Below are 15,698 nucleotides of genomic sequence, written 5' to 3'. Positions count from 1 at the left end.
ATTCTTCCGGCAATCGGTCTTTGTCCCGATCATGGGCAGGGTGGCGCGTAGCCGATCCCGGGCAGGTACTGGTCCCAGTCCGCCCGGGTCAGCCGCGGGAAGGCGGTGGCACAGACCCGGGTCGCGACCCGCTCCACGTCCGTGTCGCGCACGATCACCAGATGGTCGTCGCCGGCGGTGGCCATCGTGTGCCCGTCCGGCCCGAACGCCACGCTGCTCACCCGGCCGCCGTGGCCGGTGAGGGTCGCGAGCTCGGTCGGCCGGGTCGGATCGCCGACGTCCCACAGGCGGGCGACGTCGCTCGTGGTGGCGACCGTGTGGCCGTCCGGGCTGAACGCGACCGTCGCCAACGGGCCGGCGCGGTCGGTCGCCGTGCCCAGAGCCACCGGGCGTTTCTGGTCCGTGAGATCCCACAGGCGAAGCGTGGCGTCCGCGCCGACGCTCGCCAGGACCATGCCGGACGGGCCGAAGGCGAGGCCGTTCACGTGCCCGGTGTGGCCGTGCAGGGTCGTCACCGGCTGGTCCGGGGCCGCTGGGTCCCACACCATGACGTCGGCGTCGAAACCGGCCGTGGCGAGCAGGCCGGACGGGCTGAAGGCGACCGCGTACAGCGGGATCTGCGGCCGGTCGATGATCTTCCGGTACCGCGGCGCGGCGGGATCGCTGATGTCCCACAGGATCGCGCTGTTGTCGTTGCTCGCCGACGCCAACTGCCGGCCGGACGGGCTGAACGCGACCGAGTAGACGTCCTGGGTGTGGCCGGCCAGCGACGGTAGCGGGCGCGGCCGGTCCCGGTCGGCGAGATCCCACAACCGGATCGTCGAGTCCGAACTGCCGGACGCGAGCATGCCGCCGGACGGGCTGAACGCCATCGACCGGACCGGACCGGTGTGCCCGGCCAGAACGGCCAGGCTGCGCGGGTGTTCCGGGTCCGTGACGTCCCACAGGCGCACGGTGTTGTCGTTGCCGCCGGTCGCGGCCGTGCGCCGGTCCGGGCTGAACGCGACCGCGTAGACCGCCTCGCTGTGGCCGGCGAGGAAGCCGGGCGCGGCCGGGTCGGTGAGGTCGGCCAGGTCCCACACCCGGGCGGTCCGGTCCCAGCTCGCGGTCAGCAGATCCCGGCCGGACGGGCTGAACGCGGCGGTGAAGATCTTCTCGGTGTGCCCCACCAGGGTCGTGACCTGGTACGGCCGTACCGGATCGGTCACGTTCCACAGGTGCACCACCCGGTCGTCGCCGACCGCCGCGACGGTGTGCCCGTCCGGGCTGAACGCCGCGGAGTACATGTTGTCGGTGGCCGAACCGAGCAGCGCCAGCTGACGCGTGTTCGCCGGGTCGCTGACGTCCCAGAGCCGGACTGTGCGATCCAGGCTCGTAGTGACCATGACCTTCCCGGCCGGGTCGAACATCACCGACCGGACGTTGTCGGTGTGGTCGGTCAGCACGCGCAGGGCCTTCGGATGGGCCAAGTCGCTGATGTCCCACAACCGGACGGTGTGGTCGGAACTCGCCGTCGCCACCACGGACGAGCCGGGCCGGAACGCGATCTGGTGGATCCGCGCGGTGTGGCCGCGCAACGTCGCCAGCTCACGGGGATGGGCGGGGTCGCTGACGTCCCAGATCCGGCCGAGGTCGTCCTCGCCGGCCGTCGCCATCATCCGGCCGTCCTGGCCGAACGTGGCCGAGTACACCGAGCCGGGATGCGCCGGCGTCGACGACAGCAGCCGAGGCCTGACCCGGTCGCTCACGTCCCACAGCCCGACGGCCCCGTCCTCGCCGGCGATGACGAGAACGTTGCCATCACTGCGGAAACTCACGTCGTACACCTGCATGGCGCTCGCCGCGATGACGGAAAGCCTCGTCGGCCGGTGCGGGTCGGCCATGTCCCAGAGGAAAACCGAGTGGTCGTCGCTCGCGGTGGCCGCAGTATGGCCGTCGGGGCTCCATGCGCCCACGTTCACGCTGTCGGTGTGCCCGGTCAGCTGGGTGGCGTACGGCGATCCGAACGCGCTCAACAGGCTGCCCCGCGCCTCTGTCGTGGGCGACAGTCGGTACGCGGCAAGGCTGAGCTGCGCGGCCAGCGCGGGATTCACGGCCCGCAACGCGTCGCTCTGGCTCGCCAGCTTCTGCGAGATCGCCACATTCCGTTGCTCCAACGAGATGCTCTGCGCACGGAACGCAAGAAACGTTGCCACCACAGCAATCACCAACAGCACCGCAAGCACGATGGTCAGCACGCGAAGACGGCGAGCGCCTCGCCGCGCGGTCTCCCGTTCCGCGACGAACGCGGCAAAGCTCGTGTCCAGGAACTCCCGCTCACGCCCCACAAGCGACGCGCTGCCCGGCCAGTCCTGCGCGAGCTGCAACCGCGTGCCCCGGTACAGCGCGCCCGGGTCGCGGCCCAGCGACTCCCACGCCAACGCGGCCTCGGTCAGCTGCCGGTGGATCCGCAGTCCCTCGCGGTCTTCGCTGAGCCAGCCACGCAACCGCGGCCACGCCTTGATCAACGACTCGTGCGCCATCTCGACGGAGCCGGCGTCCACGGTGATCAGCCGTGCCGACGCGAGCGCGGTGAGCACGTCGTTCAGTTCCGTGCCGTCGAACTCCCCCCGGCCGATCCGCCGCTTGGTGTCCTCCGTGCCTTCCCCCAACGCCGTCAGCCGCAGGAACAGTTGCCGAGCCGCCGCCTGCTGCGGCCCGTCGAACGACGCGTACACATCCTCGGCGGTCTTCGCCAACGCCCCCTGGATGCCGCCTGCGGCCTGGTAACCGGTCCTGGTGAGGGTGTTGCCACGCCGTCGGTGCCAGGTCTCCCGCAGCACGTGCGACACCATCGGCAGCAGACCGGCCTGCCCAGCGGACTCAGCGACGAGTTCCGCGACCAACGCGCCTTCGACGACGTATCCCGCCTGCACCGCGGGCTGGGTGATGGCCACCCGCAACTCCCCGGCGCCCATCGGGCCGACCAGCAACTGCGCCTCGCACAACGCCTTGGCCAAGCCAGGATGGCTCGCGCAGTGGCTGTAGAAGTCCGCGCGCATCCCCACCACCACCCGGTGGTCCGCGCCAAGCAGACTGTCGATGAACTCGGCGCGTTCGGCGGTGTCCGTGCAGACGGTGAACACTTCCTCGAACTGGTCCACCACGATCACCAGGTCGTCGGCCGCCCCGACGTGGTCGACACTGTCGAGGTACGCCGCCATCGGGTGTTCCCCTGGCGTGAACAGCACGTACGGCACGTCCAGCCGTGGGATCAGCCCGGCCCGCAGCAGCGACGACTTGCCCACCCCGGACGGCCCGAACACGGTGACGAACCGGTTGGTCTTCAACCGGACGAGCAGTTCGTCCACCAACGTGTCGCGGCCGAAGAACCGTTCGGCGTCCGCCGGCTGGAACGGCGCCAAGCCGACGTACGGCGGGTCGCCGTTGTCGGTCGTCTGCGGCGCGGACGCCTCGATCTCGGTGTTGACCTCGTACCAGGACTGTTCCCACACCTCGGCGTCACCACCGCAGGCACGGACGTACGCCAGCGTGACCGCGAGGGTGGGCAGCTTGCGCCCGCCGGCCGCGTCGGACAGCGTTCCGGCCGAGTACCGGGCCCGCGTGCCCAGTTCACGGTAGGTCGGGCTGCCGGCGTCCCGCCGCAGCTGCCGCAACCCCTCGGCGAACTGGGACAGCGCACCGACACCGTCGTCGAGCGGTCGCTCACGACGGGACATGCGCTACCTCCCCTTCACGAGGCGGCTTCGGCCTCCGGAACCACCTGCCTGGCCTCCGGGAAGTGGCAAGCCGCCAGGTGACCCGCACGGGTGCCGGTCAGCTGCACCAGCGGCGGTTCCTGCTCGGCACAGATGTCCTTGGCCTTCCAGCAGCGGGTGCGGAACCGGCAGCCGGACGGCGGGTTGATCGGCGACGGCACGTCCCCGGTCAGCCGGATCCGCTCGCGCTGCTTCTCGCTGTCCGGGTCCGCGTCCGGCACCGAGGACAGCAACGCGTGGGTGTACGGGTGGTGCGGGTTGCCGTAGAGGTCTGTCCGGTCGGCGATCTCCACGATCTTGCCCAGGTACATCACCGCGATCCGCTGCGAGAAGTGCCGCACCACGGCCAGGTCGTGCGCGATGAAGACGAACGCGATGTCCAACTCCCGCTGCAGGCGCTGCAGCAGGTTCACCACCTGCGCCTGGATGGACACGTCCAGCGCCGACACCGGCTCGTCGGCCACGATCAGCTTGGGCTCCAACGCGAGCGCCCGCGCCACCCCGATCCGCTGGCGCTGGCCGCCGGAGAACTCGTGCGGGTACCGGTTGTAGTGCTCCGGGTTCAGCCCGACGGTCTCCAGCAGCTCCTGCACCCGCTTCTTGCGGCCGCCGGGCGGGTCGATCCCGTTGACCTCCATCGGGCTGGCGATGATCGTGCCGACCGTGTGCCGCGGGTTGAGCGACGAGTACGGGTCCTGGAAGATCATCTGGATCTCGGGCCGGATCGGCGCGAGCTGCTTGCGGGTGGAGTGCGTGATGTCCTTGCCGGCGTAGGTGATCGTGCCGGAGGTCGGCTCCAGCAGGCGAGCCAGCAGCCGGCCGGTGGTGGATTTGCCGCAGCCGGACTCGCCGACCAGGCCGAAGGACTCGCCCTCGTGCAGGTCCAGGTCCACCCCGTCGACCGCCTGCACCAGACCGACCTTGCGCCGGACCAGCCCGCCGCCGCGGACCGGGAAGTGCATGGTGAGGCCACGGGCCTGCATAAGGATGTCGTCGTCAGGCATGTGCTGTCCCGCCCAGTCCGGCCTTGGGGAGGATCTCCTCCGTGAAGATGACCTGCTTGTCCGAAATGGACAGATGGCACGCCGAGCCGTGCCCGTCCGCCGGCACCAGCGCGGGCCGTTCCGTGGTGCACAGCTCGCCCGGCACCCGGCCGGCGAAGTCGCAGCGCGGGTTGAACGGACAGCCCGGCGGCGGGTCGATCAGGCTCGGCGGCGTGCCCCGGACCGGGACCAGCGGCACGTCCACGTCGCCGCTCAGATGCGGGATCGACGACAGCAGGCCCCAGCTGTACGGGTGCTGCGGGGCTTTGAGCACCTCACGCACGGTCCCCCGCTCGACGCAGCGGCCCGCGTACATCACCAGTACGTCGTCGGCCATCTGCGCGACCACGCCCATGTCGTGCGTGATCAGGATGATCGCGGTGTTGAACTCGGACTGCAGTTCCCGCAACAGGTCCAGGATCTGCGCCTGCACGGTCACGTCAAGCGCGGTGGTCGGCTCGTCCGCGATCAGCAGCGCGGGGTCGCAGCACAGCGCGATCGCGATCATCGCGCGCTGCCGCATCCCGCCGGAGAACTGGTGCGGGTACTCGTCGACCCGCCGGTCGGGCTGCGGGATGCCGACCTTCTTCAACATCTCGACCGCCCGCTCGCGGGCCTGCTTCTTGTTCGCGCCGGTGTGCCGGCGGTACGTCTCCGCGATCTGCTCGCCGATCGTGTAGAACGGCGACAGCGACGTCAGCGGGTCCTGGAAGATCATCGAGATGTCGTTGCCACGCAGCTTCCGCAAGGTCTGTTCCTTGGCGCCGACCAGCTGCTGGCCATTGAACACGATCTCGCCGCCGGTGGTGGTCTTCTCCGGGTTGTGCAACCCGAGAATGGCCAGGTTGGAGACGCTCTTGCCGGAGCCGGACTCGCCGACGATGCCCAGCGTGCGGCCCTTGGCCAGGTCGTACGACAGCCCGTCGACCGCCTTGACCACGCCGTCCTCGGTGGCGAAGTGCACCTTGAGGTCGCGGACCGAGAGCAGGAAGTCGTTCACGCTGACACCTTGATCCGTGGGTCGATGACGGCGTAGATCACGTCGACGATGATATTGGCGAGCACCACGGCCGTCGCGGCCAGCAGCACCACGCCCATCATCATCGGCAGGTCGGAGTTGTTCACCGAGTTGACCGCGAGCTGGCCGACGCCGACCAGGCCGAACGACTGCTCGGTGATGATCGCGCCGGCGAACAGGCCGGCGATGTCCAGGCCGAGGATGGTGACCACCGGGCTCATCGCGCCGCGGAACGCGTGCTTGACGTAGATCTGCCCGGTGCCAAGGCCCTTGGCCCGGACCGTGCGGATGAAGTCCTCGTTGAGCACGTCGACCATGGACGACCTGGTGAGCCGCGCGTAGTACGCGATGTAGATGATCGCCAGGCACAGCCACGGCAGCAGCATGCCGATGAACCAGTCGCCCGGACTGTCGAAGAACGACACGTATCTGGGCTGCGGCAGCAGGCCGGTGGTGTACACGAAGATGTACAGGAAGAACGGCGCCAGCACGAAGATCTGCATCGATCCGCCGATCAGGGCGAACGTCATGGCGATCTTGTCGGCCAGCTTGCCCTTGCGCAGCGCGGCCAGCATGCCCAGGCCGACACCGAAGATGATGAACAGCACCACCGCGCCGATGGCCAGCGACAGGGTCACCGGCAGCCGGTCCAGCACGGTCTGCAGGACCGGCTGGTGGTTCACGAACGAGTAGCCCAGGCACGGCGCCGTGCAGACGTTGTCCCCGATCGTCCGGGTGGCGAAGATGCCGCCCATGAAGACCAGGTACTGCACGATCACCGGTTTGTCCAGGCCAAGGCCGCGCCGGATCAGGGCCATGTTCTCCGGCGTACACGTCTTGCCGCACGACAACGCGGCGACGTCACTGCCCGGCACGGCGAAGAAGAGCAGGAACGTGATGAGGCTGATGATCGCCAGGATGACGATCCCGCCCAGCACTCGACGAACCAGGAATGCCAGCATCGGAAGGGTCTTCTCCCACGGATGCGCCGGGCGGGCCGCCATTGGCCCGCCCGGCGCGGACTCATGATCAGGACTTCAGGAAAAGGCTGTTCAGGTTCAGCACGTCGTGCGCGTCGGCCGCACCGCCGCCGACGTTCGAGCCGACCATCAGCTGGCGCCGCTGGTAGACGTACGGGATCGCCGGCACCTGCTCCATGATCTTCTTGTCCAGCTCGTTGAACGCCTTGCCCTGCTCGGCCGGGTCGACGATCTGCATGATCCGGTCCAGCTCGGAGTTCACCGCGTCGTTCTTGAAGTGGCTGTTGTTCGGGCGACCGTCACCGACCTTGCGGCCGTCGTACAGCTCGCCGTACACAGTCGCGCCGGTCGGCCAGTCCGGGGCCCACGCGTACCAGTACAGGTCCAGGTTGTTGTTGAACTGCTCGCGGGCGTTCAGGAACGTCTTGGACTGCATCGGCAGCTTGTTGACCTTGAAGCCGCCCTTCTCCAGGCCGTCGGCCACGGCCAGGGCCTCCTTCTCCGAGGTCGGCGTCTGGGTGTAGCCCAGCGAGATCTCGTAGCCCAGCTTGCCGGCGTCGGTCAGCATCTTCTTGGCCTTCTCCGGGTCGCCCTTGGGGTCGACGTCGGTGACACCCGGCAGGTCGTACTTGGACCAGCCCAGCAGCGACGGCGAACCCAACGTGGTCGCGTAGTCGCCGTAGTACGGGCCGCCGTTCTGCAGGCGCGCCGCCTCCTTCGGGAAGGCGACCAGCAACGCCTTGCGGACGTTGATGTCGGTGACCCGGGTGTTGTTGATCGAGTACACGTTGACCTGGGTGGTCGGCGTGTCGATCACCTGCTGCTTGAGCTTCGGGTCGTTCATCACGGTGGCGAGCTTGGCCGGGGCGACCGCGCTGTAGCTGCCGACCGAGTTCTTGTCGTCACCGGCGGAGGCCGACAGCCGGTCGGTCACCGCGTCGATCTGCGGGCCGAACTCGAACGAGTACGTGTCGGCGTACTGGTGGCGGATCGCGTCGCTGGCCGGGTCCCACTTGTCGTTGCGGACCAGCTTCAGGCTCTTGTCCACGTCGTGCGCGACGACCTTGTACGGACCCGAGCAGATCGCGGCGATCGCGGCGGCGTCCTGGTCCTGCGCGTCCTTGGCGTCCTTGGCCTGCGGGACCGGCACGGCGGTGCCGAGCTCGACCGCGAACGGCAGGTCCGGGCGCGGCTTGTTGAACTTGAAGATGATGGTCTTGTCGTCCGGCGTCTCGACCTTGTCGTCGCCGAGCTGCTTGCCGGCCTCGTAGACACCCGGGTAGACCTTGGTGAAGTCGTCGCTGTCGGCCAGCCAGGTCTGCAGGTACGGGAAGCCCTGGGCGAACTTCGGCGCGAACGACCGGGACACCGCGTACTTGATGTCCTTGGTGGAGATCGGCGAGCCGTCGGCGTACTTCACCCCGTCCTTGAGGGTGAACTTCCAGGTCTTGCCGCCGTCGGTGGTCTCACCGGTGTTGGTGGCCAGGTCGCCGACCAGGATCTTCTTGCCGTTGTCGATCTTGTACATCGTCAGCCGGCGGTACAGCATCTCCTGCAGCGTCTGGTCCGGCGACGAGTTGGTCCACGCCGGGTCGTAGTGCGCCGAGTCCTGACGGAAGATGACGTTGATGTTGCCGCCCTTGCGGGAGCCCGGGACGTCGGCCGCCGGTCCCTTGGACAACGAGCCGTCCTTGTCGACCACGACGGAACCCTCCTGGACCTTCGGTCCGCTGGGTCCCTGGGTGTTCTGGCCGCCCGCGCTGCACCCGGCGGCGACCATGGCCGCGGACATCGCGAGCGCGGTCGCTCCCACTAGTGTCTTGCGTTTCACATCTTTCTCCCTGTTCTTCAACATGCGCCGGGTTACGGCGGGTGCGGTGGCTTAGCGGTGCCCCTTGGGGTCGAGCGCGTCCCGGACGGAGTCGCCCAGCAGGTTGAACGCGATCACGAAGACGATCAGCGCCAGGCCGGGGAACGCCAGGTACGTGATGTCGGTCTGCAGGTAGTCGCCGCCGTCGTGGATCATCCGGCCCCAGTCCGGGGTCGGTTCGACCATGCCGACACCGAGGTACGACAGCGCGGCCTCGGTGGTGACCAGCGCGGGCACGTCCAGCGTGGCGATCACCAGGATCGGGGTGATCAGGTTCGGCAGCAGTTCCTTGAACACGATCCGCCGGGTGCCCGCGCCGGACACCCGCGCGGCCTCGATGAACTCGCGCTCGCGCAGGGACAGGACCTGGCCGCGCAGCAGCCGCGCGATCCTGGTCCAGCCGAACACGGTCAGCAGCAGGATCAGCGACGTCGCCCGGAGCCAGACCGGCACCTCCTTGCCCGGCGCCACGAACAGGGCGAGCGCCACGGGGGTGAAGGCGATGTAGAAGAGGGTCGACGGGATCGCCAGCAGGATGTCGATGCCGCGGCCGATGAAGTAGTCGGTGCGGCCGCCGAGGTAGCCGGCGGTGATCCCGATGATGGTCCCCAGCAACGTCACGAGCGCGACCACGATCAGGGCGATCAGCAGCGACGTCCGGATCCCGTACACCAGCTGCATCAGCACGTCCCGGCCGAGCCGCGGTTCGATGCCGAACCAGAACTCGCCGTCCATGCCGCCGTTCGGTTTGACCGGGATGCCGGTGTCGCTCAGCAGCCCGGGGCGGTCCGTGCCGTAGTGCGTGTCCGGGTTCTTGCCGTACAGCCACCCGATCACGGGCGCGCCCAGGCCCACGACGAAGTAGAACAAGACGACGCACCCCGCGACGATGCCCGCCTTGTCACGGCGGAATCGCCGCCAGGCGAGTTGTCCCGGCGAACGGCCGGCGACAGGCTTCTTGCCTGGCGCGACAACGGCGTCGCTTCCGGACGACAGCTCTGTCCGAAGGAGGTCGGCCACGTGCCCCCCGATACCCAATTATCAGTAAGATTCGGCGAGAATTTACGGTGAGTGACTGTACCCGTCAAGCTCCGAGGGTCGGAAATGAGGTCACAAACGCACTACGGCGTCATCACCTGATGACCAGCAGTAACAACCGACCCGAAAGTCCAGCACATCGGGTGTCGAGGATTTCATTCCGACACCGCCGAGTGATCAGGACCACGCAATCACGTCGAGTGATCGGGCGGTCGCCGCACGCGTCGCCGGACCAGTCCGGTCGGCGGACTCGCTTGTGGCGCACCCGGCTTCGCCCAGGGCGGAGCCTGGTGGGATGATGGGGCGTCTGGCCGCGACCGGGTCCCCCGACCGGACCAACCGCGGATTCGTACCGCATTGGGGAATCCGGTTTCGCGTTGCACCATTTCGGCGGTTCGATTGTGGCGACCGGCCGGCCGATTTCGCGATCCCGATCCTCCGGCGCGCCTTTCCGGCGGTATTCGTCGCCCGCCCGACACCGGAAGAACGTGAAGGAAATTCGACGGCCGATGAACGCTCCGTGACGACGGGTGTCAGCCCGCGATGGCGTCGTCGACCGTGGCGAACACCGACAGCACCTGGTCGAGACCGGAGACCTCGATCGCCCGGTGGGCGGCGGCGGTGCCGTCGGCGATCCGCAGGAAACGCTGTGACCGCGCGGCCCGGTCGTGCGCCTTCACCAACTGGCCCAGCCCGATCGACCCCATGAACGTGACGTCCTCCAGGTCCACCACGACCACCGACGTGCGGCCGGCCAGCGCGTGGGTCATCGCGTCCGCGAACGTGGTGCTGGTGGACAGGTCGATCTCACCCGTGACATGCACGATCGTCGCGTCCACGTCCGGGGCGACGCGGTACCTCAACAGCAACGCCTCGCCGTCACTCACCACCATGTACCTCACTATACGTAGTCATTCGATCGCCAAGAGTCGTTGGATTATCGCCCACAAGGCGGTGCCGGCACCACCGACAATGGTTCCGACCGTCAGCCGGAGCCCGGCCTCCGCCGTCCGGCGCAATGCCACCCGACACCATTTTTCGCATTTGTGAAACCGCCGGAACCAGCGAATTCGTTATCTCGCCGGGTCCGTTTCGTCTGCTACCCTGCCGGGACCAATCGACGCCGACCTCGGTAATTGTCACTACTACTCCGCCGCCACCTTGTGTACTCATCGGGTTCGTCGCTGCACACACAGTGACGAAGCGTTGGAAAACGGGTGATTCGGACATGGCGCAAGTGGAGTCCACGGCGCGGCAGATCAGTAGGACGACCCTCTACTTCTTCGGTGCCCTCGGCGGCATCCTCTTCGGCTACGACCTCGGCGTGATCTCGGGTGTGCTGCCGTTCATCGGCAAACTCTGGAACCTCGACGGCCTGGACCGCGGTGTGATCACGGCCAGCCTGTCGGTGGGCGCCATCGTCGGCGCCCTGATGTCCGGTCGGGTGAACGAACGGGTCGGCCGGCGCAGGACGATCATGGTGGCCGCGGTCATCGTGATCGTCGGCACGCTCGGGGCGTCGTTCGCGCCCACGTTCACCCTGCTGATCATCGCCCGGTTGGTGATCGGGGTGGGCATCGGCCTGTCGTCGTCGACCGTGCCGACCTACCTGTCCGAGCTGGCGCCCGCCAAAGTGCGCGGCGCGATGGGCGCCCTCAACCAGATCTTCATCGTACTCGGCATCCTGATCGCGTTCCTGACCAGCTACTTCCTCGGCCCGGACGGCGCGTGGCGGTGGATGTTCGCCGGCGCCATCGTGCCGGCCGTGGTCCTGCTGTTCGGCCTGAACATCCTGCCGGAGTCGCCACGCTGGCTGATCAAGGCCGGCCGCGAGGACGAGGCCCGCGCGGTCCTGGTCAGCGCGCACGGCGGGATGACCGACATCGACGAGGAGATGGCGACCATCCGCGAGGTGGTCCGGCTGGACAGCGAGAAGGGCCGGTTCCGCGACCTGTGGGCGCCCTGGGTGCGGCCGATGCTGATCGTGGCGTTGCTGCTCGCGATCGGCCAGCAGTTCAGCGGTGTCAACGCGATCAACGCGTACTTCCCGACCATGCTGATCGCACTGGGCTTCGCCACCCAGTCGGCGTTGCTGTCCGGCGTGCTGCTCGGCGTGACGAAGTTCCTGTTCACCGCGTGGGTGGTGTTCGTGGTGGACCGCTGGGGCCGCAAGCCGCTGCTGCTGATCGGCAACGTGATCATGGTCATCACGCTGGCCCTGGCCGGCTGGGTCGTGCTCAGCGTCAAGGACACCGACACGGTCGGCGTCCTGATGCTCGTCCTGATGGTGCTGTACCTGGTCGGCTACGAACTCGGCTGGGGCGCGGTGGTCTGGGTGATGATGGCCGAGGTGTTCCCGCTCAAGGCCCGCGCGGCCGGCATGGGCATCGCGAGCGTGGTGCTGTGGGCGTCCACCGGCATCGTCAGCGCGGTGTTCCCGATCATCTCCGCGAAGGACTCACTCGGCATCGGCAACTCGATGTTCATCTTCGCCGGCATCAACGTGGTGCTGTTCGCGCTGACCAAGTGGCTGGTCCCGGAGACCAAGGGCCGCAGCCTTGAGGAGATCGAACTCGACCTGCGCGGCCGCACCGGGTCGAAGGCCGACGCCTGAGGGGTTTGTTCGGCAACGCGGTCGAGCCTACGGCTCGACCGCGTTTCTCAGCCGGTCTTCTGCATTGTGTCCGTCGTGTCCATGCCGCTGCCGGAACCGAAGTCATGATGGACCGCCAGCATCAACCGGTTCCCGGACGGGGTGATCGTGACCGTCTCGATGATGCCGTTGATGTGGTGGACAGCGCGCAGCGCACCGCCGCTGTAGGGGGCTGTCACCGTGCCCCAGTCACAGTCCGACGGAGTGCATGCACCGAACGAGTGAACCGACGCGGAGTTCATCGTGGCGTTGCTGATGATGATGTGCGTGACGTCGCCGGTGTTGGGATCGACATTCGTCCAGGTGCCGACGAACGGCAGCACCGGGTTGACGATCGCGAACGTGGCGGACACGGTCTTGTTGGCGTCCAAGGTGACCGAGCACGCGCCACTGCCTGAGCAGGCACCGCCCCACGCCGACAGCTTGTAGTTGGCCGCGGGACTCGCCGTCAGGGCGACCGACTGTCCTTTGTCGACGGTCACGGTACAGGTGCCGGGGCAGCTGACGCCCGATCCCGTGATCGTTCCGTTCGTCGGCGGTGTGACGGTGAGCTTGGCGGTGGGTTTCGCGGCCACGGGCAGGCTCAGCGACGTGGTGGCCTGCTGTCCGTCCACCGTGGTGACCTGGACGCTGACCTGGTACGTCTTCGCGGCCGTCCAGTGGTGGGACGTGGTCGCGGCCGTCGCGTGCTGGCCGTCGCCGAAGTCCCAGTCGACCGACTTGAAGGCGACGTGGTTGTCCGGGGTGACCTGCACCGTGATGTCCTCGCCGACCATCGGTGTGGTCTTGGACAACGTGATCGTCAGGTTCGGCGGTTTCGGCGGCGGGGGCACGTCCGGCGGAGTGGACGATGGTGGAGGCGGCGGCGGGGGTGGTGGTGGAGGCGGCACCGGTGTGTTGACCGGGGGCGGCGGCGGGGTCTGTTGCGAGGACGTGTCCGCCGGCGGGTTCACCGGGGGCTGCACCGGCGGGTTCCGCGGTGGGTTCTCCTGCGGGTTCTGTTGGGGTGGCAGTGGGTCGCCGGTGTCGGGTGGCCCGTTCGACAGCCCCTTGGCGGGGTTGCCCGGGTCGTACTTGGCCGTCTGGATCACGCGCCCGTTCAGCTGGATCACGCCGGCCTTGTCCGAGTCGGGATCGTTGAAGAAGACCACGCCGTCCCGGCTGACCAGCTGGAAACGGGTCTGCGGGGTCAGGATCTGCGACCGGGCGACCACCGAGCGGTGCGTCAGGTCCACCACCCACACCTGGCCCGCGGTGTAGTCCGGGACAAACACCCGGTTCCCGGCCTCGACGGGTGTGCCCAGACTGCTCCCCTGGTTCAGTGGCACCACGTCGTCGCACCTGGCGGCCGCCGTGTCACAGATGATCAGCACTCCCCGGGAGGCCGCCAGATAGAACTTGTCGCCCTTCGCCGACCCGCTCGCGCTGACCGTGTCCGTGGCGCGCAGGCCGCTGTCGAACGGGTCCCGGAGCCGCCCGGCGGGGTCGACCATGGTGATCTTGCCGGTGTCGGTGTTGACGATCACCGGCCGGTCGCCGGCCATCACCAGCACGCTGTGGCCGGGCGCGGTGGCGTTCCGGACGGTCATCGCCACCGAGCCGTCCAGCCGGGTCAGTTCGCCGGTCGCGTTGTCGATCACCCACAGCCGGCCGGCACTGTCGACCACAGCCGACCCAGGCGCCAGGTCGGCCGACAGGGCGACCAGGTCACCTTGTTTCCTCAGGGTTTTCGGATCGGTTGTGGCCAGTACGCCGCGTTTCGCGTCGATGGCGTACAGGGCTTGTGAGCCGGCGAACGCGGTCAGGCCGGAACTGGCGTTGTCGATCGGGGCGGCGGGTGCCGTCAGGTCGAACGTGGCGCCGTCGATCCGGCGGATCGTGCCCAGGGTGCGGTCGATGGCGTACGCGGTCGGCCCGTACTGCACGACGTCCAGCGCGTCGCCCGGCGTGGCGACCTGGACCTGGGCGGCGACCTCGGTGGACGACCCGTCAAGCAAGGTCACCTGACCGACTTTGGCCGACGGCAGCCAGGCCGCGCCGGACAGCAGCCGCATCGACTGCTTCTCCTCGCCGGAGCCGAACACGAGCACACCGGCCACACCCAGCGCCACCGCGCCCATCGCGGCCGCCTTCGGTAACACCGTCCTCAGAACGGATCTCACGTGATCACGCCCCAGCTATGCGTCGTGAACCGTTCGAGCGTAGATGCCCCCGGTCGCGGACGTCGTGCCCGATTGGGCAGAAACGCCTTTTTCTCGGCGCCGACCTGCGGGACCGTCCCGCGTTACGGGCCACCCGGACCGAAAACTGTCGGTGCTCCCCGGCATGATGCGCGAAGCGGAGATCACCACCGACTGGCAAGGGGACAACGTGGCCATCTACGAGCACATCTCGACCTTCCACGGCCTGCCCGTGGCCGACTTCGACCAGCCGAGCCCACCGGTCGGCCCGGTCGCGTGGCGGGTCGCGGTCGACTCGTACGACCCCGCCGAACCGTTCGGCGAGGCGTTGCAGCGGTTTCTGACCACGGTGGAAGCCGCGTCGGTCACCGCGCTCGTCATCGGGCCGTGGGGCGAGGTGTACGAAGAGGAGAACAGCGCCACCGCGATCGAGGCGCTGGTCTCGGCGAAGGACAAACTGCCCGCGTTGACCGGGCTCTTCTACGGCGACATCGTCATGGAGGAGGCGGAGATCTCGTGGATCCAGCAGAGCGACGTCAGCCCGCTGTTCGACGCGTTCCCCGGTCTCACCGAGCTTGTCGTCCGCGGCGGCACCGGGCTGACCATGCGACCGGTGCGGCACAACACTTTGCGCTCGTTGCGGTTCGAGGCCGGCGGGCTGCCGCGTGCGGTGATCCGCGCGGTCATCGAGTCCGAACTGCCGGCACTGGAGTCGCTGCAACTGTGGCTCGGCGTCGACGAGTACGGAGCCGACTGGCGGGACCCGGACCTCGAACCCCTGCTGGGCGGCGAACGGTTCACCGCCCTGCGCTACCTGGGCCTGCAGAACAGCGACAAGCAGAACCACGTGGCCCGGTTGGCGGCCGAGTCCACAGTGGTGCGTCGGCTGGAAACGCTCGACCTGTCCCTGGGCACACTCACCGACGAAGGAGCCGAGCCACTGCTTGGCCTGACCCACCTGAAGAATCTCGACCTGCACCACCACTTCCTCAGCGACGAGATGATCGAACGCCTGCGAGGCGCCCTGGAACCGGCCGGCGTGACCCTCAACCTCGACGGCCAGGAAAAACCGCACACCTACGACAACGAGGACTACTTCTACACGGCGGCAGCAGAGTGAAGTCTGTCGCGGCCGCCAATCCCGGCGGGGGCGGAGCG

The 15,698-nt window shown here is 68.2% G+C and carries 10 protein-coding genes; 2 read left to right on the top strand and 8 right to left on the bottom strand.

Translation table 11 applies throughout. The features are described 5' to 3' along the window. Positions 1–29: 29 nt before the first annotated feature. The 7 genes from EV192_RS39125 to EV192_RS39095 all read right to left on the bottom strand — a co-directional run bounded on the left by EV192_RS39125 (position 30) and on the right by EV192_RS39095 (position 10,600). The gene (locus EV192_RS39125; RefSeq protein WP_132123678.1) at positions 30–3,719 is read right to left on the bottom strand and encodes an nSTAND1 domain-containing NTPase; all 3,690 of its coding nucleotides are present in this window, start codon (positions 3,717–3,719) and stop codon (positions 30–32) included. A 14-nt stretch (positions 3,720–3,733) separates the two neighbouring features. Further along, complete coding sequence (locus EV192_RS39120; RefSeq protein WP_132123677.1) at positions 3,734–4,762, bottom strand: ABC transporter ATP-binding protein; 1,029 nt, start codon at positions 4,760–4,762, stop codon at positions 3,734–3,736. Then, the gene (locus EV192_RS39115; protein ID WP_132123676.1) at positions 4,755–5,801 is read right to left on the bottom strand and encodes an ABC transporter ATP-binding protein; all 1,047 of its coding nucleotides are present in this window, start codon (positions 5,799–5,801) and stop codon (positions 4,755–4,757) included. The genes EV192_RS39120 and EV192_RS39115 overlap by 8 nt, the downstream gene beginning before the upstream one ends. Continuing rightward, complete coding sequence (locus EV192_RS39110) at positions 5,798–6,781, bottom strand: ABC transporter permease (protein ID WP_132123675.1); 984 nt, start codon at positions 6,779–6,781, stop codon at positions 5,798–5,800. The genes EV192_RS39115 and EV192_RS39110 overlap by 4 nt, the downstream gene beginning before the upstream one ends. A gap of 67 nt (positions 6,782–6,848) precedes the next feature. Beyond that, a complete protein-coding gene (locus EV192_RS39105; RefSeq protein WP_165960856.1) occupies positions 6,849–8,630 on the bottom strand; it encodes an ABC transporter substrate-binding protein in 1,782 nt (593 codons plus the stop codon). Positions 8,631–8,681: 51 nt separating this feature from the next. Beyond that, positions 8,682–9,689, bottom strand: coding sequence for an ABC transporter permease (locus EV192_RS39100; RefSeq protein WP_207926556.1), 1,008 nt, complete (start codon positions 9,687–9,689; stop codon positions 8,682–8,684). Positions 9,690–10,240: 551 nt separating this feature from the next. Continuing rightward, the gene (locus EV192_RS39095; RefSeq protein WP_132123672.1) at positions 10,241–10,600 is read right to left on the bottom strand and encodes an STAS domain-containing protein; all 360 of its coding nucleotides are present in this window, start codon (positions 10,598–10,600) and stop codon (positions 10,241–10,243) included. A gap of 335 nt (positions 10,601–10,935) precedes the next feature. On the opposite strand from EV192_RS39095, the gene EV192_RS39090 reads away from it, so the two are divergent. Further along, entirely contained in the window at positions 10,936–12,321 is a 1,386-nt protein-coding gene (locus EV192_RS39090; protein ID WP_132123671.1) for a sugar porter family MFS transporter, read from the top strand. A 47-nt stretch (positions 12,322–12,368) separates the two neighbouring features. Here the strand turns inward: EV192_RS39090 and EV192_RS39085 are convergent, their stop codons facing one another. After that, the gene (locus EV192_RS39085; protein WP_132123670.1) at positions 12,369–14,522 is read right to left on the bottom strand and encodes an InlB B-repeat-containing protein; all 2,154 of its coding nucleotides are present in this window, start codon (positions 14,520–14,522) and stop codon (positions 12,369–12,371) included. Positions 14,523–14,685: 163 nt separating this feature from the next. On the opposite strand from EV192_RS39085, the gene EV192_RS39080 reads away from it, so the two are divergent. Further along, a complete protein-coding gene (locus tag EV192_RS39080) occupies positions 14,686–15,660 on the top strand; it encodes an STM4015 family protein (protein ID WP_207926554.1) in 975 nt (324 codons plus the stop codon). The last annotated feature ends 38 nt before the right edge of the window (positions 15,661–15,698 follow it).

Source organism: Actinocrispum wychmicini, from assembly GCF_004345645.1.
Taxonomy (GTDB): domain Bacteria; phylum Actinomycetota; class Actinomycetes; order Mycobacteriales; family Pseudonocardiaceae; genus Kibdelosporangium; species Kibdelosporangium wychmicini.
The sequence above is the reverse complement of the archived record's forward strand: the minus strand, read 5'-3'. Positions and strand labels throughout refer to the sequence as shown.

What these genes read in the sequence shown, in the direction of transcription:
- EV192_RS39125 (WP_132123678.1), bottom strand. Translation starts at nt 3,719, where the DNA reads ATGTCCCGTCGTGAGCGACCGCTCGACGACGGTGTCGGTGCGCTGTCC.
- EV192_RS39120 (WP_132123677.1), bottom strand. Translation starts at nt 4,762, where the DNA reads ATGCCTGACGACGACATCCTTATGCAGGCCCGTGGCCTCACCATGCAC.
- EV192_RS39110 (WP_132123675.1), bottom strand. Translation starts at nt 6,781, where the DNA reads ATGCTGGCATTCCTGGTTCGTCGAGTGCTGGGCGGGATCGTCATCCTG.
- EV192_RS39095 (WP_132123672.1), bottom strand. Translation starts at nt 10,600, where the DNA reads ATGGTGGTGAGTGACGGCGAGGCGTTGCTGTTGAGGTACCGCGTCGCC.
- EV192_RS39090 (WP_132123671.1), top strand. Translation starts at nt 10,936, where the DNA reads ATGGCGCAAGTGGAGTCCACGGCGCGGCAGATCAGTAGGACGACCCTC.
- EV192_RS39080 (WP_207926554.1), top strand. Translation starts at nt 14,686, where the DNA reads ATGATGCGCGAAGCGGAGATCACCACCGACTGGCAAGGGGACAACGTG.